The organism is Mesorhizobium sp. B3-1-6, from assembly GCF_006439555.1.
Lineage (GTDB): Bacteria > Pseudomonadota > Alphaproteobacteria > Rhizobiales > Rhizobiaceae > Mesorhizobium.
The window spans coordinates 104129-123512 of the sequence record NZ_VFTM01000001.1 but is presented as its reverse complement, the minus strand read 5'-3'; the positions used below and the strand labels follow the sequence as shown (position 1 = coordinate 123512).

The 19384-nt window shown below is 64.5% G+C and carries 18 protein-coding genes; 12 read left to right on the top strand and 6 right to left on the bottom strand.

Annotated features, from left to right (window positions below):
- The first annotated feature begins 48 nt into the window (after nt 1–48).
- From FJ414_RS00560 to FJ414_RS00505, 12 genes are all read left to right on the top strand, one after another.
- Complete coding sequence (locus tag FJ414_RS00560; protein ID WP_246672257.1) at nt 49–1113, top strand: substrate-binding domain-containing protein; 1065 nt, start codon at nt 49–51, stop codon at nt 1111–1113.
- A 68-nt stretch (nt 1114–1181) separates the two neighbouring features.
- Nucleotides 1182–2249 carry a sugar ABC transporter substrate-binding protein gene (locus tag FJ414_RS00555; RefSeq protein ID WP_140640233.1) on the top strand — a complete coding sequence of 356 codons (1068 nt, stop codon included), beginning with the start codon at nt 1182–1184 and terminating at the stop codon, nt 2247–2249.
- Nucleotides 2250–2415: 166 nt separating this feature from the next.
- Nucleotides 2416–3918, top strand: a complete 1503-nt coding sequence (locus FJ414_RS00550; protein ID WP_140640231.1) for a sugar ABC transporter ATP-binding protein — start codon at nt 2416–2418, stop codon at nt 3916–3918.
- A 42-nt stretch (nt 3919–3960) separates the two neighbouring features.
- Entirely contained in the window at nt 3961–4950 is a 990-nt protein-coding gene (locus FJ414_RS00545; protein WP_246672256.1) for an ABC transporter permease, read from the top strand.
- Nucleotides 4947–5915: an ABC transporter permease gene (locus FJ414_RS00540; RefSeq protein WP_140640227.1), complete on the top strand. Its 969-nt coding sequence runs from the start codon at nt 4947–4949 to the stop codon at nt 5913–5915. Before FJ414_RS00545 ends, FJ414_RS00540 begins: the two co-directional genes overlap by 4 nt.
- A 2-nt stretch (nt 5916–5917) precedes the next feature.
- Nucleotides 5918–6799 carry an SMP-30/gluconolactonase/LRE family protein gene (locus tag FJ414_RS00535; protein ID WP_140640225.1) on the top strand — a complete coding sequence of 294 codons (882 nt, stop codon included), beginning with the start codon at nt 5918–5920 and terminating at the stop codon, nt 6797–6799.
- Between the two features lie 264 nt (nt 6800–7063).
- On the top strand, nt 7064–8104 hold the full coding sequence (locus FJ414_RS00530) for a proline racemase family protein (protein WP_140640223.1): 1041 nt from the start codon (nt 7064–7066) through the stop codon (nt 8102–8104).
- 217 nt (nt 8105–8321) lie between these two features.
- The gene (gene ftsZ, locus FJ414_RS00525; protein WP_040996104.1) at nt 8322–9314 is read left to right on the top strand and encodes a cell division protein FtsZ; all 993 of its coding nucleotides are present in this window, start codon (nt 8322–8324) and stop codon (nt 9312–9314) included.
- Between the two features lie 218 nt (nt 9315–9532).
- Nucleotides 9533–9820: a YciI family protein gene (locus FJ414_RS00520; RefSeq protein ID WP_140640221.1), complete on the top strand. Its 288-nt coding sequence runs from the start codon at nt 9533–9535 to the stop codon at nt 9818–9820.
- A gap of 14 nt (nt 9821–9834) precedes the next feature.
- Nucleotides 9835–10896: a maleylacetate reductase gene (locus FJ414_RS00515; RefSeq protein ID WP_140640219.1), complete on the top strand. Its 1062-nt coding sequence runs from the start codon at nt 9835–9837 to the stop codon at nt 10894–10896.
- 31 nt (nt 10897–10927) lie between these two features.
- Complete coding sequence (locus tag FJ414_RS00510) at nt 10928–11836, top strand: intradiol ring-cleavage dioxygenase (protein WP_140640217.1); 909 nt, start codon at nt 10928–10930, stop codon at nt 11834–11836.
- Between the two features lie 88 nt (nt 11837–11924).
- The gene (locus FJ414_RS00505; protein ID WP_140640215.1) at nt 11925–13616 is read left to right on the top strand and encodes an extracellular solute-binding protein; all 1692 of its coding nucleotides are present in this window, start codon (nt 11925–11927) and stop codon (nt 13614–13616) included.
- A gap of 172 nt (nt 13617–13788) precedes the next feature.
- On the opposite strand, the gene FJ414_RS00500 is transcribed toward FJ414_RS00505, so the two are convergent.
- From FJ414_RS00500 to FJ414_RS00475, 6 genes are all read right to left on the bottom strand, one after another.
- On the bottom strand, nt 13789–14595 hold the full coding sequence (locus FJ414_RS00500; RefSeq protein WP_140640213.1) for an SDR family oxidoreductase: 807 nt from the start codon (nt 14593–14595) through the stop codon (nt 13789–13791).
- 12 nt (nt 14596–14607) lie between these two features.
- A complete protein-coding gene (locus FJ414_RS00495) occupies nt 14608–15465 on the bottom strand; it encodes a sugar phosphate isomerase/epimerase family protein (protein WP_210239620.1) in 858 nt (285 codons plus the stop codon).
- A 10-nt stretch (nt 15466–15475) separates the two neighbouring features.
- Nucleotides 15476–16273: an SDR family oxidoreductase gene (locus tag FJ414_RS00490; protein ID WP_181177470.1), complete on the bottom strand. Its 798-nt coding sequence runs from the start codon at nt 16271–16273 to the stop codon at nt 15476–15478.
- Between the two features lie 73 nt (nt 16274–16346).
- A complete protein-coding gene (locus FJ414_RS00485) occupies nt 16347–17324 on the bottom strand; it encodes a sugar ABC transporter substrate-binding protein (RefSeq protein ID WP_140640207.1) in 978 nt (325 codons plus the stop codon).
- Nucleotides 17325–17413: 89 nt separating this feature from the next.
- On the bottom strand, nt 17414–18397 hold the full coding sequence (locus tag FJ414_RS00480) for an ABC transporter permease (RefSeq protein WP_140640205.1): 984 nt from the start codon (nt 18395–18397) through the stop codon (nt 17414–17416).
- 4 nt (nt 18398–18401) lie between these two features.
- Nucleotides 18402–19367 carry an ABC transporter permease gene (locus FJ414_RS00475; RefSeq protein ID WP_246672255.1) on the bottom strand — a complete coding sequence of 322 codons (966 nt, stop codon included), beginning with the start codon at nt 19365–19367 and terminating at the stop codon, nt 18402–18404.
- Nucleotides 19368–19384: the final 17 nt, after the last annotated feature.

Genomic DNA, 19384 nt, shown 5'->3' with positions numbered 1-19384 from the left:
AAGATGGCGCAGTCCATCGCCAGCCGGGAGGAACATAGGGAGGAGACAATGCAGTCGAGGAGCCTGTGCGCCGGCTTGGTCGCGCTTGCCGGATTCGCAGCCTGCGCTGGAGCGACATCCGGCCATGCCGAAGCCAAGAAGACCTACGCCATCTACCTTTCCAACAATTTTGTCGGCAATGACTGGCGCCAGCAAATGGAGCGCGTCGCCAATGTCGCGGTCAACAAGGGGCCGCTGAAAGGCCGCGTCGACCTCAAGATCGAAAATGCCGAAAACACTGTCCAGGCGCAGATCAATTCCCTGAACAACATCATCCGCCAGAAGCCCGACGCGATCCTGATCGACGCGTCGTCGGCCGAGGCTCTCAATCCAACGATCAAGAAAGCCTGCGACGCCGGCATAATCGTCGTCAGCTTCGACCAGACCGTGTCGGCCGAATACGCCTACAAGCTGCATTCCGACTTCGACATCATGGCCAACAACCAGGCCGAATGGATGGCCTCCATGCTCGGCGGCAAGGGCAAGGTCTTCATGGACCGGGGCCTCGCCGGCGCGCCGATCTCCGAGCAGTTCGAAAAGAATTTCGGCGCCGTGCTCAAGAAATATCCCGGCATCGAGATCGTCGGCTATTTCAACGGCAACTACGCCGCAGGGCCCGAACAGGAGGGCGTGGCGAGCCTGCTCGCCGCGCACCCGGAGGTCGACGGCATCTTTTCGCAAGGCTACGGCACCGGCGCCATCAAGGCGCTGCAGAATGCCGACCGGCCGATGGTGCCGGTCGTCGCCGCCGCCTTCAACGGCACCGGCGTCAGCTGCGCCGAGACCAAGGGAGCGAAATGCTGGCTCGGCGCCAATCCGCCATCCCTGTCCGCCGAAGCGATCAAGCTCGCCGTCGACATTCTCGATACCGGCAAGAAGCCGGCCGACACGACCGTGCTGTTCAATTCGCCCGGCCTGACCACGGATATGGTCGATGCCAAATACGCGCCGAATTCCTCGGCCGTGAAGATCGAACTCGGCAAGACCGTGTTCCCCGATCTGGCGCCGGGCCTTTCGCTGCCGGTATCGCCAAGCTGGGTGGAGATCACGCCCAAGGAGGCCTCGGGAAGCTGATTTGATGAGGGCAGGGGCACCGCATCGCGGCGCCACGATTTCGAAACGAAAAACGGGAGGAGAAAATCATGAAATTATTGAGCCGTTACACCGGCCTTGCAGCGCTTGCAGCCACCATGATGGCGGTTGGCATGCAGGCCGGCCATGCCGAAGACAAGAAACCCTACACCATCTATCTCTCCAACAATTTCGTCGGCAATGACTGGCGCCAGCAGATGGAGCGCGTCGCCACCGTGTCAGTCAGCAAGGGGCCGCTGAAAGGCCGCGTCGACCTCAAGATCGAGAATGTCGAGAACACTGTACAGGCGCAGATCAACTCGCTGAACAACATCATCCGCCAGAAGCCGGACGCGATCCTGGTCGATGCCGGTTCGGATTCGGCGCTCAACCCCACCATCAAGAAGGCCTGCGACGCGGGCATCGTCGTCATCAGCTTCGACCAGGTGGTGACCGAGCCTTGCGCCTATGCCGTCGCTTCCGATTGGGACCGCATTCCCGCCGTCATGGCCGAGTGGATGGCCACCCAGCTTGGCGGCAAGGGCAACATCATCCTCGACCGCGGCCTCGCCGGCGCACCGATCTCGGCGCAATTGCAGGGTGGGTACGAAAAGGTTCTGGCCAAATATCCCGACATCAAGGTTGTCGGCTATTACAACGGCAATTACGCGCTCGGTCCGGAACAGTCCGGCGTGGCGGCACTGCTTGCCGCCAATCCGAAGATCGACGGCATCATGACGCAAGGCTACGGTTCGGGCGCCATCCAGGCGCTGAAGGACGCCGGCCGGCCGATCGTCCCGGTCGTCGGCTTCTCCTACAATGTCGCGGCCGTCACCTGCGCGCAGACGCAAGGCGCCAAATGCATCCTCGGCTCGAATCCGGCCTATCTTTCCTCCGAAGCGATCAAGCTGGCGGTCGATATGCTGGACACCGGCAAGAAGCCGGCCGAACGCTCGGTGTCGGTCAAGGGTGATTTCGTGACGACCGATCCTTTCGAGTCGAAGCTTTATCCGGGCACAAAGATGATCAAGATCGCGGTCGGCGAAAATGCCTTCCCCGACCAGGCGCCCGGCCTGACGCTGCCGATCACGCCCGATTGGGTCGAGATCACCGCCGCGGAAGCCGCCGGCAGCAAGTAACATCCGGTTCCACGATCCTGTCTCCCGGCGTCGAGCGATGCCGGGAGACCTTTTCGAGCAATTCCAGGAAAGTGTGAGCGGTTTTTCGTCCGGAATTGCGTAAAAAGAAAGAGATAGAGCGGTTCGCCGTTTCCTTGAAACGGTGAAACGCTCTGGAAAGCGGCCCATGGATCTCGTTACCGTCAACGGTCTGTCAAAACGCTATGGCGGCATCGTCGCGCTGAGCGAAGCCGCATTCAGCGCCCGCGCCGGCGAGGTGCACGCGCTGCTCGGGGAGAACGGAGCGGGCAAAAGCACCTTCATCCAGATCCTGTCGGGAGCGGTGCAGCATGACGGCGGCTCCATCCTCGTCGATGGCCAGGACTATCGGCCCGCGAACCCGGATGCCGCGCAGGCGCGCGGCATTGCCGCCGTCTTCCAGGAACTGTCGCTCATCCCCGATCTCAGCGTCGAGCAAAACATCTGGTTCCGGCACGAGCCAAGGACATGGCTTGGTACCGTCAACCGCGCGGAAATGCGCCGCAGGACGCTGGCGCTTCTCGAAAAATACGATTTCCCGGCGCTGCGTCCCGAACAGGAATTGCGGCGGCTGACGCTGGCCGAACGACAGATCGTCGAGATCGCCAAGGGCCTGGCCAAGGACCCGCGCATCCTCATCCTCGACGAGGCGACTTCGGCGCTGCCGGCGCGGGAGGCGGAATGGCTGTTGAAGCTCACCCGGCAACTGGCCGCCGAAGGCAGGCTGGTCATCTTCATCTCGCATCGCATGGCCGAGGTGCGCGCCATCGCCGACCGGCTGACGATCTTCCGCAATGGCAGCACTGTCGCCGCGCATGAGGCCGCTGCCGTTTCCGACGACGAGATCGTCACCCAGATGATCGGCCGGCATCTCGACCGGCTCTATCCCGAGCGCGTGCCGACGATGACGGATCGCGTCGCGCTCGAGGTCGCAAACCTCGCCAGCGGCAGCCGTCTCTCAGGGGTCGACTTTTCGCTTCGCGAGGGCGAGGTGCTCGGCGTCGGCGGCTTGCAGGGCCACGGCCAGCGCGAATTGTTCCAGGCGCTGTTCGGCGCCACAAAGGCGAGCGGCACGATCGAGCTCTGGGGCAAGCCCGCGGCTATCGGCAATCCGCGCCAGGCGCTGACCGGCAAGGATGGCATCGCGCTGGTGCCGGAAGACCGGCGCGGCCAGGGCCTGCTCTTGACCAAGAGCGTACGCGAGAACCTGACGCTGTCGGTCATCAAGCGCTTCACCGAAAATGGCCTGCTCAGCCGGCAGAAGGAAGCGGCCCTGGTCAAGGAGATGGTCGATTTCCTGCGCATCAAGGCCGGCACGCCGGAACAACTCGCCGGAACGCTGTCCGGCGGCAACCAGCAGAAGGTGATCTTCGGCAAGATGCTTCTGACGCAAGCGCGCGTGCTCCTGCTCTACGATCCTACACGCGGCGTCGATGTCGGCACCAAAGGCGAGATCTTCCAGCTGATGCGCGATCTCGCCGCCAAGGGCTACGCGATCCTGTTCCATTCGAGCGACATGCCAGAGCTCGTCCATGTCGCCGACCGCGTGCTGGTCATGCGCAACGGCCGTATCGCCGCGACGCTGGAGGGCGAGCATATTTCGGAGGAGGAAATCCTGCGCGCCGCCATGCTTGAAACCAGGGCGGCCTGAGGCATGGTGATGTCCGCGGAGCAAACTGTGGAAAGGGCGCGAATGCCGGCGCGAACCAAGGACAGCAGGCCAGGCATGGATTGGCGCGGCCGCGCGCTCGACCGCGCGCCGTTCCTCGTCGCCTGCCTGATGCTGGCCTTGATCGTCGCCATCTATGGCAGCCTGCAGTCCGGCGTCTTCAGCCTGGACGAGCTCAATCTCGATACGGCGGCGGCGATGACGCTGATGCTGGCGGCAACCGGACAGACCATCGTTCTGGTGCGCGGCGGCATCGATCTGTCGATCGGCGGCATGATCAGCCTCGGCACGGTGATCGCGGCGACGCGTTTCACCGACGATCCTTCGACCACGGCGTTCTGGGCGCTGGCCATACTGGCGCTCGGTTTCCTCATCGGCGCGCTCAATGGCCTGCTGATCTCGCTGCTCAAGCTGCAGCCTTTCCTGGTGACGCTCGCCACCTGGTCGATCCTCAATGGCGTCGCCATGATCATCCTGCCGACCGATGGCGGCAGCGTTCCCGGTTGGTGGGTTGGTTTCGCCTCGGTGCAACTCCTCGGCCTGACCAGCCCGGTCTGGATGTTGCTGGCGCTGCTCGTGTTCTGGTGGTGGTTCCGTGCGACGCGCGTCGGCATCACCATCCAGGCCTCCGGCTCCAACGAGAAATCGGCGTTTCTGTCGGGGGTTTCCATCACCCGCGTCAACATCGTCACCTACGGCCTGTCAGGTCTGTTCGCCGCGGGCGCGGCGCTGTTTCTGATAACACAGACCGGCGCCGGTTCGCCGACCATCGGCAAGGACTACATCCTGCCTTCCGTGGCGGCCGCGGTCATCGGCGGCGTCAGCCTGTTCGGCGGTCGCGGCCATCTCGCCGGCACGCTGATCGGCGCTTTCGTGCTTACCCTGATCGGCAATCTGGTCTTCGTCCTGCACGTGTCGAGCTATTGGCAGCCGGTCGCGTCCGGCATCATCCTGCTGCTCTCGGTGCTCGCAAGCTCGATCGCCGAAAAGGCCGCGAGGAACCGCGTCCAATGAGCGCTTTCCTCGCCCGCAACCGCCTCATCGTGCTTGCCTATGCCGGCATGATCGTGCTGCTCTTGGTCACGGCGATTTTCTCGCCTGGCTTCCTCTCGGTCTCCAACATGCGCTCGACCGTGGTGCTGGCGGCCTTCGTCGGCATCGTCGCGCTCGGCCAGACCTTCGTCATCATCGGCGGCGGCATCGACCTGTCGGTGCCCTGGGTGCTGAATTCCGCGGCGATCGTGATGGCGCTGCTCTGCGGCGGGCAGGATCTGCCGCTTATCTGGGTCATGCCGCTGCTGCTTGCCGGCGGCGCCTTCATCGGGCTCATCAACGGCGTCGGCGTCGCCCAGTTCGGCGTGCCGCCGATTATCATGACCTTGGCCACCAATGTCATCCTGCAGGGCCTGATCCTGGTGCTGACCGGTGGTTCGCCGACGCCGTCCGCGCCGGCGCTGATCCAGTTCCTGTCGGTCGGGCGCATCGGCGGCTTCCCGGTCATAGCGCTGATCTGGCTCGCGCTGACGCTGGTCGCCACGCTGCTGCTCTCCAAGGCCGCGTTCGGGCGTCATCTCTATGCGCTGGGAACCAGCGCGACCGTCGCCGAATTCTCCGGCGTGCCGACCGCGCGCACCACCATCCTGACCTACGTCGTCTCCGGCCTCACCGCCGCTTTCGCCGGCATGCTTTTGACCGGCTATTCCGGCCAGGCCTATCTCGGCATGGGCGATGCCTATCTGTTCACCTCGATCGCGGCGGTCGCCATCGGTGGCGCTTCGATCCTCGGCGGCAGCGGGCATTATCTCGGCACCGTCGCTGGCGCCATGGTGCTGACTATCCTCACCGGGCTCTTACCGGCGCTCAACCTGTCGAGCGGCGCACTGCTCGTCGTCTACGGTGCGGTGATCTTGATCACGGTGTCGATCGGCAGCGAGACCTTCGCCGGGCTCGGCGGCAGAATTCGCGGCAGAAGGGCTTGAGCATGGTCGAAATCACTTGCGTCGTCGATGCCGGAGCAGAGCTGGGCGAGGGCACGCTCTGGGACCCTAAGGCCGGCGTGCTTTGGTGGATCGACATCTGGAAGAAGCTGATCCACCGCTACGACCCGTCGACCGGCAAGGACGAGGTGTTCGAGACGCCGGAATATCTCGGTTGCCTCGGCCTGCGCGAAAAAGGCGGCCTGGTGCTGACCATGACCGACGGTTTTCATTTCTTCGACCCTGCGACGGGTGTGTTCGAAGCGATCGTCGACCCGGAAGCACATATGCCGAAGACCCGTTTCAATGACGGCAAGCCGGACCGGCAGGGGCGGTTCTGGTCAGGCTCGATGTTCGAGGTGCCCGGCAAGCCGATCGAATTCATCGGCGCGCTATACCGGCTCGATCCCGATCTTTCGGTGCACAAGATCATCGACGGCATCGGCTGCTCCAATGGGCTCGCCTGGAGCCCGGATTCGAAGACCATGTATTTCTCCGACAGCCATGCCGGCGCGGTGTGGGCCTATGATTTCGACCCCGCCACCGGCGACATCGAGAACCGCCGTACCTTCGTCGACATGACGGTCACCGGCGGCGTCGCCGACGGAGCTACGGTCGATGTCGAAGGCTGCTACTGGGTGACCATCCCGGTGACCAGCAAGGTCTGCCGCTACGATCCGACCGGCAAACTGATGCAGACGGTGCTCTTGCCGACCGACCTGCCGACCTGCTGCGAGTTCGGCGGCAAGGACCTCGATATCCTCTATGTCACCTCTGCCGTGCTCAAGCGTCCTGCCAGCCACTTCGTCGGCCAGAAGCATCCGGGCGGCCTGTTTGCGCTCGATGTCGGCGTCAAGGGTCTGACGCTGCCGGCATTCAAGGGATAGCGCCGGCAATCAAGGCGCGACATCGCGGGCGGCGTCTCGACCTTGCGCGCCGAGATGGTCCCGTCGCCATAGGCGGGTTGGCATTCACAGCGCGGGGTGCGTGCCAGCCACCAGAGGAATTTTCCGCGATTTCGGCGTGCAGTTGGAAGAACGTTGGCGGTCATTCGCGGAATCTCCTTGAGGCTGGCGCGCGGATTGATCAGTTTGTCCCAAGCAGGACCACTTGCCAGGCGGATAGTCGCTGCGGACAGGGAGAGAAAAGCAATGCGCACCAAAACCAGCATCCGCGTCGTCGGCTGCCACACCGAGGGCGAGATCGGCGATGTCATCGTGGGCGGCGTGTTGCCGCCTGCCGGCCGCACGATGATGGAAAAGATGATCACGATGGAACGCGATCACGACCATATCAGGCGCATGCTGATCTGCGAGCCGCGCGGCAGCGTTGCCCGGCATGTCAATCTCCTGGTGCCCTCGACGCGCGAGGATTGCGCCGCGGGCGCCATCATCATGGAGCCGACCGAATATCCGCCGATGTCCGGCTCCAACACGATCTGCGTCGCCACGGTGTTGCTCGAGACCGGCATGGTGCCGATGCAGGAGCCCGAGACGCGCTTCAAGCTGGATATGCCCGGCGGCGTCATCGAGGTGCGCGCCGAATGCAGCGACGGCAAATGCCTGTCGATCACGCTGCGCAATGCCCCCGCCTTCGCCGAGCGCCTCGATGCCAATATCGAGGTGGAAGGGCTCGGCACGATCAAGGTCGATATTGCCTATGGCGGCATGTTCTACGCGATTGTCGATGCGCCCGCGCTCGGCTTCTCGGTCACTCCCGACGAGGCCCGCGAATTGGCCGTGGCCGGCGAGAAGGTCCGCCGCGCGGCGCGCGAGCAGCTCGATGTCGTGCATCCGCAGTTCGACAATGTGCGCGGTGTGTCGATCGTGCAGTTCGCCATGCCGTTCCAGGGGCCGGGCAACGTCACGCGCAACACCTGCATCGTCTCGCCAGGACGCTCGGACCGCAGCCCGACAGGAACCGGCACCTCGGCCCGCATGGCCGTGCTGCAGGCGCGAGGCCAGATGAAGACCGGCGAGGTGCTGATCCATGAATCGATCATCGGCTCGCGCTTCACCGGCAAGATCCTCGAACTTACCGAAGTCGGAGGGCGCAAGGCGATCGTGCCGCAGATAACCGGCAGAGCCTGGATCACAGGAGAGCACAACTACTATCTCGATCCGACGGATCCCTATCCGCAAGGCTATGTGCTGTCGGATACCTGGGGCACCTCGACTTCGGTGACGCAATAGAATTTCCTGCGGTGCGCCGGCTCGGATAACTCGAGCGCCCAGACGCTTCCAGCTCTTGGCTGGGGCGTTTGCGCTTGCAGAATGTCAGCGGACCTTGCAGGGAGGCGCCTGCTCTGATTCCCTGCGGTTGGTGGGGGTCGCCTGATTCGTGTGCTTGCTTCGGTTCCGCATGATCGTGCGGCGGAGCCGCAGGTGCCTTCGGTAGAAAGATGAGGAAATGACCGCCAAGCCGGAAATCCTGGAGATGAGGCCCAAGATCACCGTTGTCGGGGTCGGGGGCGCCGGCGGCAACGCCGTCAACAACATGATCGCCGAAGGGCTGCAGGGCGTCGAGTTCGTCGTCGCCAACACCGATGCCCAGGCGCTCACCATGTCGAAGTCGTCGCGGCTGATCCAACTGGGTGCGCATGTGACCGAGGGCCTGGGCGCCGGGTCCTTGCCCCAGGTCGGGAGCGCTGCCGCGGAAGAATCCATCGACGAGATCATGGATCACCTTGCGGGAACGCATATGTGCTTCATCACCGCCGGCATGGGCGGCGGCACGGGGACGGGCGCGGCGCCCGTGATCGCGCGTGCCGCGCGCGATGCCGGCATCCTGACGGTGGCCGTCGTCACCAAGCCTTTCGTGTTCGAAGGCAAGCGCAGGACGCAGGCGGCCGAGGAAGGCATCGAACGGCTTCGCGAGAGCGCCGATACCGTGATCGTCATCCCGAACCAGAACCTCTTCAGGGTCGCCGACGCCAGGACCACGTTCGCCGACGCCTTCGCCATGGCGGACCGCGTTCTCTACGCGGGTGTCGGCTGCATCACCGATCTCATCGTCAAGGAAGGCCTGATCAATCTCGATTTCGCCGACGTGAAGTCGGTGATGCGGGACATGGGCCGGGCGATGATGGGGACCGGCGAGGCCTCCGGGGAGGGGCGCGCCAAGATCGCGGCCGAGGCGGCGATCGCCAATCCGCTCCTCGATGAAGCTTCCATGTCCGGCGCCAGGGGGCTGCTCGTGTCGATCTGCGGCGGCATGGACATGACGCTGTTCGAGGTCGACGAAGCCGCGACGCGGATACGCGAAGAGGTCGACGCCGATGCCGACATCATCGTCGGCGCCATCTTCGACCAGGCATTGGCGGGAAAGTTCCGCGTGTCCGTCGTCGCGACTGGACTGCGCAAGAGCGCCGACATCGCGCAATTCGAGCAGAGGATCGCCTGAGACCACAGGGATCTCGCGGCTGCGCTAACCTTCGACTGCACGATGCAATCGGCCGGTATCCGTTTCCGGCGGCGAACAATCACGACCGCATGGACCCATATCTGTCCAGTTTGGACAAATTCATCGGTCCGTTCGACAGGAGTCGATTTAAGTTCCGGCAGGGAGGAGTAGAACTTAGCGACGATCGATGAAGCGTCGCGCCCCCCGGGAGGACTATCTTGCTCTTTGCCGTCCACTGTCTCGACCATGCCGATGCGCTTGCGCGCCGGCTTGCCAATTACGATGCCCACAAGGCCTATCTTGCCGCCGGATCGGTCGCGACCGTAATCTCCGGGCCGCTGGTCGCTGCGGACGGTGCGACCATGATCGGCTCGCTCTTCGTGTTTTTCGCGGACAGCATCGAAGATGTGAAGGCGTTCAACGCCGCCGACCCGTTCAATGCCGCCAATGTCTGGCAAAGCGTCAGCATCAATCCCTTCCTGCTGCGTGTCGACAATCGCGGCTGACGGGGAGAGGCTCGATGAAAAGCTTCGTCTATAATGGCCAGCCAGCGCGCGTCGTCTTCGGATCTGGCACCATTGCAAGGCTGCCGGAGGAGATCGACCGTCTGGGGCTGAAGCGTGTGCTCGTGTTGGCAACGCCGCCGCAGGAGGCGGACGCGCGGCGTCTGGCCGGATCGCTTGGCGGCACCGCGGCCGGGGTCTATGCCGGGGCGACGATGCATACGCCCGTGTCCGTGACCGAGGACGCGCTGCGGGTCGTGGCGGAACTCGAGGCCGACGGGCTGGTCGCGGTCGGCGGCGGCTCCACGACGGGCCTCGCCAAGGCGATCGCGCTGCGCACCGACCTGCCGCAGATCGTGATGCCGACGACCTATGCCGGCTCGGAAATGACACCCATCCTCGGCGAGACGAAGGATGGCGCGAAGGTCACCCAATCGAGCCCGCGCGTGCTGCCGGAAGTGGTCATCTACGACGTCGACCTGACGATGACGCTTCCTGCCGCGTTGTCGGGGACAAGCGGCATGAACGCCATCGCCCATGCGGTCGAGGCGCTCTACGCGAGGGAAAGCAATCCGGTGATAGATCTGATGGCGGCCGAGGCCATCGGCGCATTGGTGAGCGCGTTGCCGGTCATCGCCGAGAAGCCGCATGACCGCGATGCGCGCTCCAAGGCGCTTTACGGCGCCTGGCTCTGCGGCATCTGCCTCGGCTCGGTCGGCATGGCGCTGCACCACAAACTTTGCCACACGCTGGGCGGCAGTTTCGATCTGCCGCATGCGGAGACCCATACGATCGCGCTGCCGCATGCGCTGGCCTATAACGCCCCCGCCGTTCCGGCCGTCATGGAAACCCTGCGGGCCGTGCTGAAGACGAACGACCCGGCGACGGCCCTCTACGATCTTGCGGGCCGGATAGGCGCAAGGCGCGCCCTGTCTGAGATAGGCATGCCGCCCGACGGGATCGACACCGCGACGGACCGCGCGCTGGCCAATCCCTACTGGAACCCGCGGGCGCTGGAGCGGGAACCGATCCGGGCTCTTATCGCGCGCGCCTATGCCGGCGAGCCGCCGCAGGCCTGAGAACCCGAACGTCCCTCGAGGAGTTATCGCCATGACAGGCACCGCAGACGCCGCTCGACCGAAATATCCCTATTTCGAGGAAGAGACCTCGGTCGACGTGGTCAACGCGCGCATGGGGCCGGATGTCGACCCGCGCCTGCGGCAGGTGATGGGCGTGCTGGTGAAGCACCTGCACGCCGCCATCAAGGAGATCGAGCCGACGCATGAGGAGTGGCTGCAAGGCATCAAGTTCCTCACCGATGTCGGCAGGATGTGCTCCGACTGGCGGCAGGAATTCATCCTTCTTTCCGATACGCTCGGCGTTTCGATGCTTGTCGACGCGATCAATCACCGGCGTCCGAACGGCGCCACGGAAAACACCATCCTCGGCCCGTTCTATGTGCCGGAGGCCCCGCGCTACGAGCACGGCGCTAACATCTGCCTCGACGGCAAAGGCGAGCCGATGGTGGTGCGCGGTCGCGTGCTCGACACGCAAGGCAAGCCGATCGCCGGCGCGCTGATCGACGTCTGGCAGACCAATGACGACGGCTTCTACGACGTCCAGCAGAAGGACGTCCAGCCCGACTGGAATCTGCGCGGGGTCTTCACCGCCGACGAGAAGGGCGAGTACTGGTATCGTTCGGTCAAGCCGCGCTACTATCCGATCCCGGACGACGGACCGGTCGGAAAGATGCTCGCCGCGCTCGGGCGTCATCCGAACCGCGCGGCGCATGTGCACTACATCGTCAGCGCGCCGGGTTACGATCCCGTCATCACCCACATCTTCGCGCCCGATTGCCGCTACCTCGCCGAGGACGCCGTCTTTGGCGTGAAGGATTCGCTGATCGCGGATTTCACCAAAGTCACCAACCCGGAAAAGGCGCGCGAGCTCGGTTTCGACGCTCCGTTCTGGTCCGTCGAATGGGATTTCGTCCTGGCTCCCAAGACCGCCGGAACTTGAGGCTGGGCAGTTTCGTCCAAATTGGACAAAAGCTGGCGTCGAGCCGCCTGATCGGCTTATCCTTCCGCGCTGGAAGGAGAATGTTGGGATGAACGATCACGAGTTCCTGCGCGTCTATGATTTCGTGGATCGCCTGCGCAGGCCTTTCCTCGGCGTCACGGATGTCGAGGACGAGGCCGCCTGGCGCATCATCCACTACCTCATGCGCTCGGAGCTCGAGGGCTATCCGGTGACGATCAGCAAGCTCGCGCTGGTCTCCAATCTCCCTCACGGCACCGCGATCCGGCGCATCCAGGGCATGATCGACGGCGGATTGATCGAAAGGCGGGCGGCTTCCGAAACGGCCAAGCGCTTCACGCTTCACCCGACGGCACGCCTCTCGAACCTCGCCATCAATTATGCGGCGGAGACAAAAGCCCTGATCGCCGAGATCGTCGGCGGCCGCAACAATGAGGAGCACGAGGCTGACTATTATTTCGGCGCGCCGCAGCGCGGCAGTCCGATCATCCCGCCGATCAACCTTTTGACCCACAGGATCACGAAAGGCGTCGAGCTGCAGTTCCTGCTGAACGACGACAATTACTTCGCCGCCATGCGCAACACGTGGTCGGACTTCCGCAACAATCTGGCGAGCGCCAAGAGCTTCAAGCTGGTGCACCAGAACGATCTTTACCGGGAGGGCCTGGCGAACGGCGCGCGCACCATCTCGGCCTACGACATGATCGCGATCGACATGCCTTGGCTCGGAGAATTCGCGAGCAAGGGACTTGTCCTGCCGATCGGCGAGACGATCCGCGAATCCGGCATCAACCCGATGGATTTCCATCCGTCGATCTGGTCGACGACGACCTGGCAGCGCGTCGAATACGGTGTGCCGATCTATTGCACGATAGAGGTGCTGGCCTGCCGGTCGGATCTCTTCGAAAGCGAGGGGCTGTCGCTGCCGCGCACCTTCGACGACGTCATCAGCGCCGGGCGCGCATTCCACAATCCGGCCGCGGAACGCTACGGCATCGCCTGGAACGCGGCGCACCGGCCGCTGGCATCGAGCTTCATGTTCTTCCTCGGCTGCTGCGGCCAGACCGTGCTGTCGATCCGCCGCACGCCGACGGGCTATTCCACCGAAAACCTCGATGCGCAGCATATGCGGCCGCAGATCGACAGCGAAGCCGGCCTGCTGGCGCTCGACTACATGCATCGCATGCTGGAGATCGCCCAGCCCGGCGCGCTCGAGGCGCATTGGGACGATTCCTGCGCGGTTTTCCTGCGCGGCCAGAGCGCGATGGGCTATGTCTGGACGATGCGCGCCGCCCAGTTCGAGGCCGAAGTCCGCTCCGCCGTCAAGCGCCGCGTGGCCTACGTTCCGCAGCCTTCAGGACCGGGCGGCACCAACACCTCGCCGATCGGCGGGTTCCTGTTGTGCATTCCTTCCAACATCGACCCGAAGCGTCTGCCGCTGGCGGCCGAAGCGCTGGCCTGGATGGCATCGCGCGAGGCCATGAAGGAGCATGTGAAGAACGGTTTTCCCGTCGCGCCGCGTTTCTCGGTCAGCGCGGATCCGGAGGCGATCGGCAGCTCGCAGCTCGTGCGCTTCGTCGGAAGCCTCGCCAACCGCAATCTGCTGCGCAACTGGCAGCGCCCGCCGGTGCCGTTCTACACCGGCATGGAGCGCATCATCGGCGAGGAGGTTCACGACGCGCTTTCCGGCCGCAAATCCGACCGAGCGGCCCTGAAGGACGCCCAGGACCGCATCGAGCGGATCGTCGACCGCGTCGGCTGAATCCGTTTCCTTGCGGCGCGCCTTGAAGCAGTTCAGCGTTTGATGGAATCGCCTGCTGCAACTCCTTGTTTTTGCGCAATTCCAAAGGAAAACCGCAGTGCGGTGCTCCTGAAATCTCTTGTTTTGACGCAATTCCGGACGGAAAACCGCTCACACTTTTCCGGGAATTGCTTTAGGCGATCGCTCGTATCGAGCCGCCATCCACGCCCCAGACGGAGGAGGTGACGAAGGAGGCAAGATCGGAGGCCAGGAAGACGATGACGTTGGCCACTTCCTCCGGCTTGCCGAGGCGGCCGAGCGGCAGCTGGCGCAGCGACATCTCATGCTCGACGGCCTTCTGCGGCTCCATATTGTGGAACTTGCCCATGGTTTCGGCAAAGCCGCCGGGCTGGGTCCAGAACGGCGTCCAGATCGGGCCGGGAGCCACGGCGTTGATGCGGACGTTGTTGGCGCCTTCGGTGCGCGCCAGCCCCTTGGTCAGGGCGAGCACCGCCGCCTTGGACGCCGAGTAATCGATCGGAACGCCTTCCGGTTGGCGCGCAAGATCCGAGCCGTTGTTGACGATCGCGCCGTGTCCCTGCTTGCGCATGACCGGCAGGACGACGCGCGTCGTGCGGACATAGCTCATGAAGTTGAGCGAGAAGGTCTTGTCCCACTCGGCGTCGGTCAGTTGGTCGAACGTCCGCACCGCGCCGGCGCCGACATTGTTGACGAGGACGTCGACCGTGCCGCCGAAATGGGCGATCGCGGCGGTGACCTTCTTCTCGATATCATCTGCCGAGGAAAGGTCGGCCTTGAACGTCGCGGCCGTGCCGCCGGCAGCCGTGACCGCGGCCGACGTCTCGGCGAGGGCCGCTTCGTCGATGTCGAAAAGCGCCACGCGGCTTGCCTCGCGGCCGAACGCTATCGCCGTTTCGCGGCCGATGCCCTTCGCCGCCCCGGTGATCAGCACCACCTTGCCCTTGAGATTGGTTTCCATTTTTGATCCTCCCTATCTTGCGGCGAATTGCGCCATGGTTGTTTCGAACGAGCGTCGCGCCGCCTCTTCGAGCGGCAGCACGCGATGCCTCTTTGAGATCACTTCGACCGAGTAGAAGCCGTCGAAGCCGGTCTTGCGGATCGCGTCGATGAAGGCGGGGGGATTGAGCACGCCCTCGCCACAGAGCCGGCGTTCGTAGATCGTGTCTTCCCAAAGCGTGCCGACGACCTTCTCATCCGCGTCGTCGAGCTCGACCGAGACGACATATTGCTTCGGCACGGCGGCCACGGCTTCGTAGGGGATGCCGCCGCGGCCGATATGCCAGATGTCGAGCAGCAGGCCGCCATTGGCCTTCGCCGCGCCTTCGACGATGGCGCGCGCGGTTTCCAGGGTGCGCACGTTGGAGAACGGCATCACCTCCAGCGCGATCCTGGTTCCGTAACGGGCGGCGTCGTCGCAGATCGCGGCGAAGCTGTCCGTGACCTGCCCAAGGTCGATCGTGTCGGCATCGAATTCCGGCGCGATCTTGACGTCGCGGGCGCCGAGCGCCTCCGCTGCCTCGAAGAGCTCGCGCCGAACCTTGTCCGATGCGGCGCGCAGGGCGCCGGACGCGAACCAGTGGGTGATGAACTCCAGCTCGACATGCGGCATGCCATTGGCCTCGAGGATGCGGCGCATCTCCTTCAGGCCGATCTTCTCGCGCGTCGCCTGCAGATCGGCATGGATCAGGCCGACGCCCTTGTACCCGGCCCGGGCCGCCGCCTCGACACGCCGGGCGAACGGAAAGGGGCTGATCTCGTTCGGCGCGAACGGATAGACGTCGCCGGAGATGGTCCAATAGGCGGCGACGAGTTCAATGGGTTTGCTCATCATCTTCTCCTCAGACCGAAGCGCCTTCCGACCCGGTGCGGAAATCGAAGCTGGTCGTCAGGCCGCCGTCGGCGATGATCTCGGCGCCATTGAGCGCAGTGGAGGCATCGGAAAGCAGGAAGAGGCCGGCGCGGGCGACCTCGGCCGGATCGAGGATGCGGCCGGCCGGCTGGCGGTTGGCGCGCGCGGCGAGGAAGCGGTCCGGATCGTTGGCGGATTTCATGTGCCGCTCGAAGAGGCCGGCGAGCATCGGCCCGGGGCTCAGCACGTTCGCGCGTATGCCCTGGCGCGCATGGTCCATCGCAACGGTGCGGGTAAGCTGGCGGACCGCGCCCTTCGAGGCGGCGTAGACGGCAAGCTGCTGCTCGGCGAAGGTCGCGTCGATGCTGGCGACCGCCACGATCGGGCCGCCGCCGCGCGCGGTCATCAACGGCAGCATGGCGCGAAAGGCGAGCGCCGTGCCGATGAAATTGACCGACATGGTCCTTTCCATCGCCGCTTTGTCGAATTCGAGGATGGTGCCGACATTCAGCATGGCCGCCGACGTCACGAGGCCAAGCGTTCCAGGATTTTCCCTGGTGATCATGTCCGTGATGCCGGCCCAGGTCGCCTCGTCGGTAACGTCGCCCCGGACATGCGAATAGCGTTCGCTTGCAAGGCTCTCGGGCGCCGGCGCGAGATCGACGCCGATCGTGCGCACGCCGCTTTCGGTCAGCAGCCGGGCAATGTTAGTACCAAGACCAGAAGCCGTTCCGGAGACCACGACAAGGTCCGGCAAGGCGTTGCTAAAGACTGGCTCCGTGGCCATGGGGTATTCCTCTTTTCTGACGTCGGGAAGGGTGAGGCACGGCGGCGGGCCGCCGTGCCTCGGATGCGGATAATCAGCGGCCGAGCGCGGCGTTGCAGTCGGCGACGTTGGCCTTGGTGATGATCTCGTGCGGCAGGAAGATCTGCTTCTCCACATTCTTGCCGTCGAGGAGATCGGCGACGGCCTGCGCGGCATATTTGCCGTCGTCGATCGGTGACTGCAGGACGGTGGCGTATTGCGTGCCGTCATTGATCTGGTTGACGCCTTCGATCGAACAGTTGGAGCCGACCAGGACCAGGCTTGCCGGATCGATGCCGGCGCGCTTGGCGGCGACGATCACGCCGGACATCATGTTGTCGGCCTGCGCATAGACTCCCTTCACGCTTGAGCCGAGTTGGGTGAAGAGGGCGGCGGCGGCATCCGTCGCCTTGGTCTGGTCCCAGTTGCCATTCTGCTTGCCGGCCACCTGAATGCCGCTCGCCTTCTTGCCCAGGACATCCTCGAAGCCCTGCGAGCGCTGGATCTGAGGCGGTGTTCCGGGAACGCCCTCGACGATGAAGACCTTGCCGTCGCTGCCGAGCTTCTTGTCGGCGAAACCCTTGATCATGGCCTCGCCGGCGGACTCGCCGTTGCCGATGTCCGACGGGCCGGTGAAGACGTCCCAGAATTGCGAATATTTCTCGTCCGGCCGCGAGTTGGTGATCACCAGCGGGATGCCGGCCTGCTTGATCTTGCGCAGCGACGGCACGATGGCGCTTGCATCCGCGGGCCAGAGCACGATCGCGTCCGGCTTCTGGGCAATCGCCTGGTCGACCTGCGAGGCCTGCTCGGCGGCGTCGTAGTTGTTGATCTTGACCTCGAGATCGATGCCCGCGGCGGCCGCGACCTCCTTGAAGGCGCGCTGATGGAGCGCGCAATATTCGCATTCTTCCGTGACCGTCAGCAGGATCACCTTCGCGCCCTTGGCCGCGGCGAAGGCCATTCCCGGCGCCATCAGTCCTCCGACGACCGTGGTCGCCAGCAAAAGTTTGGTGAGTTTTGCGAAGTTCATTTTGGTTACTCCTCCCGTTTCAAGGTTGCACGTTCCCCCGCACCGCCGATCGGCTCGGCGGCGTTGCAAGGATCCGTCGGTTGTTTCCGCTAGGCGGAATGCACAGCCCGCGACATTGCGAGCCGTTCGCTCATCCATGCGCCCAACTGTCCGTCGAGCAGCACGATCCCCATCAGCACGAGGCCGTTGGCGAAGAGAATCCCCGTCGCCCCCATGCCGATCAGACTCAGTCCATTGTTCATCACCGTCAGGATCAGCGATCCGAGCAGGACATGCGCGGGTGTGCCGGAGCCGCCGCTGAGGGCGACGCCGCCGACGATCGCGGCCGAGACGGCCTGCAGCATCAGCGTGCTGCCGGTGGTCGCCGCGGCGCTGGCGAGGCTCATCGACAGCAGGCTTCCCGCGAGCGCGGCCGTGGCGGCGGAAAGCACGAAGACGATCACCAGCGAGCGGCCGACCCTGGCGCCGCTCGCCGCCGCGACCTGGGGCTTGCTGCCGACGACGCGGATGTCGCGTCCCATCAGCGTGTAGTGCATGAACAGGCCGACGAGCAGGAAGGCGGCAAGCGTCACGACGCTGCGCCAGGAAAGGATGGTCAGCAGCGGATCGTCCAGGGCCATGCCGAGGTCGAAATTGTCGGTGCTGATGACCTTGCCGCCGGCGAGCCAGAAGGCGAAGCCGGAGAGCGCCATCATCGAGCCGACCGAGACGACGAGCGACGACACCTTGAAGCGGCTGATCACGAAGGCATTGGCCAAGCCGACAAGCACGGCGAACGCCAGCGCGGCGAACATGCCATGGACGAGATTGCCGGCGCCGATGACGAGCGTGATCAGGCCGCCCACAGCGACCATCGAGCCGACGCTCAGATCGAACTCGCCGGCAATCATCGTCAACGACAGGCCAAGCGCGACCATGCCGAGCAGCGCGAAGGATTGCATGAGGGCATAGAGATTGCGGCCGCTGATAAAAGCCGGATTCCAGATCGCGAAGGCGGCGACGAGAGCGGCGAGAAGGACAAGGCGCAGCAGCGTCGCGCCGGAGATCATCTTCGACTTGCGGATCGCGGCCATGGTCTTACCTCCTGAAGCCGAGCGCCAGCGCGCCGAGGATCACCGAGCCGATCACCACCAGGCCCTTGACGATGAGCTGGATCTCCAGCGACAGGCCCTTGAGCAAAAGGATGTTGGAGATCATCGCCAGGAACACGGCGCCGATCGCCGCGTCGAGGATCCGGCCCTGGCCGCCCTTGATCGCCACGCCACCGACCAGCACGGCGGCGATCGCGTCGAAGTCCAGCCCCGCGCCGAGCTTGAGGTTGCCCTGCGCCGCCTGCGAGCCATAGAGCGCGCCGGCAAAGGCCGCAGCCATGGCTGCAAACATGTAGGCGAGCACCAAAGTACGCCCGACGCGCAGGCCGGTGAAGCTGGCGGCCTTCGGGTTCAGCCCGATCAGGCGAAGCTCCCGACCGAAGCGGGTCCGCTCGACGATGAAGCTCAGCACGATCGCCGCCAACAGGAAGAGCAGGATCTGATTGGGCAGGCCGAGGGTCCGTCCGACCCCGAGCCAGCTCGCGTCTCCCTGGCCCACGACCGTCAGGCCGCCGGAATAGAACGAGCCGGCGCCGGTGATGATCGAAGCCATCGCTATCGTGGTGATGATCGGATTGGTGCGGAACAGGCCGACGGCGATACCCTGGGCCAACCCGAACAGCCCGCCGATCAGGACCACCAGGATCACGCTCGCGAAGAGGCCGAAATGCAGGAAGGATGCAAAAAGAATGGTGGAGACGGCGGCCGTCGCGCCCATCGACAGCATGAAGAGATTGCCGGAAAGCGTGATCAGAGCCATGCCGACCGCGGCGATGCCGACCGCGGCCGTGGAGTACATGATCGCCGACACATTGGCGCCCGTGGAAAAGCCGGGAATGGTGAATGTTGCCCACAAGGCGAACAGCACCGTGGCTGCCCACACTGCGGTGGACTGGATGCGCTCCGGCCGCATCAGGCTGGCGCCGAGCGCCGCCGCGTCGAATCCGACCAAGGCCCTGCCTCCGCTCC

Bases quoted from the DNA above. Each gene is read 5' to 3' on its own strand.
- FJ414_RS00545 (WP_246672256.1), top strand. From the start codon at position 3,961: ATGCCGGCGCGAACCAAGGACAGCAGGCCAGGCATGGATTGGCGCGGC.
- ftsZ (WP_040996104.1), top strand. From the start codon at position 8,322: ATGACCGCCAAGCCGGAAATCCTGGAGATGAGGCCCAAGATCACCGTT.
- FJ414_RS00540 (WP_140640227.1), top strand. From the start codon at position 4,947: ATGAGCGCTTTCCTCGCCCGCAACCGCCTCATCGTGCTTGCCTATGCC.
- FJ414_RS00490 (WP_181177470.1), bottom strand. From the start codon at position 16,273: ATGGCCACGGAGCCAGTCTTTAGCAACGCCTTGCCGGACCTTGTCGTG.
- FJ414_RS00560 (WP_246672257.1), top strand. From the start codon at position 49: ATGCAGTCGAGGAGCCTGTGCGCCGGCTTGGTCGCGCTTGCCGGATTC.
- FJ414_RS00480 (WP_140640205.1), bottom strand. From the start codon at position 18,397: ATGGCCGCGATCCGCAAGTCGAAGATGATCTCCGGCGCGACGCTGCTG.
- FJ414_RS00515 (WP_140640219.1), top strand. From the start codon at position 9,835: ATGAAAAGCTTCGTCTATAATGGCCAGCCAGCGCGCGTCGTCTTCGGA.
- FJ414_RS00495 (WP_210239620.1), bottom strand. From the start codon at position 15,465: ATGAGCAAACCCATTGAACTCGTCGCCGCCTATTGGACCATCTCCGGC.
- FJ414_RS00550 (WP_140640231.1), top strand. From the start codon at position 2,416: ATGGATCTCGTTACCGTCAACGGTCTGTCAAAACGCTATGGCGGCATC.
- FJ414_RS00500 (WP_140640213.1), bottom strand. From the start codon at position 14,595: ATGGAAACCAATCTCAAGGGCAAGGTGGTGCTGATCACCGGGGCGGCG.
- FJ414_RS00510 (WP_140640217.1), top strand. From the start codon at position 10,928: ATGACAGGCACCGCAGACGCCGCTCGACCGAAATATCCCTATTTCGAG.
- FJ414_RS00485 (WP_140640207.1), bottom strand. From the start codon at position 17,324: ATGAACTTCGCAAAACTCACCAAACTTTTGCTGGCGACCACGGTCGTC.
- FJ414_RS00535 (WP_140640225.1), top strand. From the start codon at position 5,918: ATGGTCGAAATCACTTGCGTCGTCGATGCCGGAGCAGAGCTGGGCGAG.
- FJ414_RS00505 (WP_140640215.1), top strand. From the start codon at position 11,925: ATGAACGATCACGAGTTCCTGCGCGTCTATGATTTCGTGGATCGCCTG.
- FJ414_RS00530 (WP_140640223.1), top strand. From the start codon at position 7,064: ATGCGCACCAAAACCAGCATCCGCGTCGTCGGCTGCCACACCGAGGGC.
- FJ414_RS00555 (WP_140640233.1), top strand. From the start codon at position 1,182: ATGAAATTATTGAGCCGTTACACCGGCCTTGCAGCGCTTGCAGCCACC.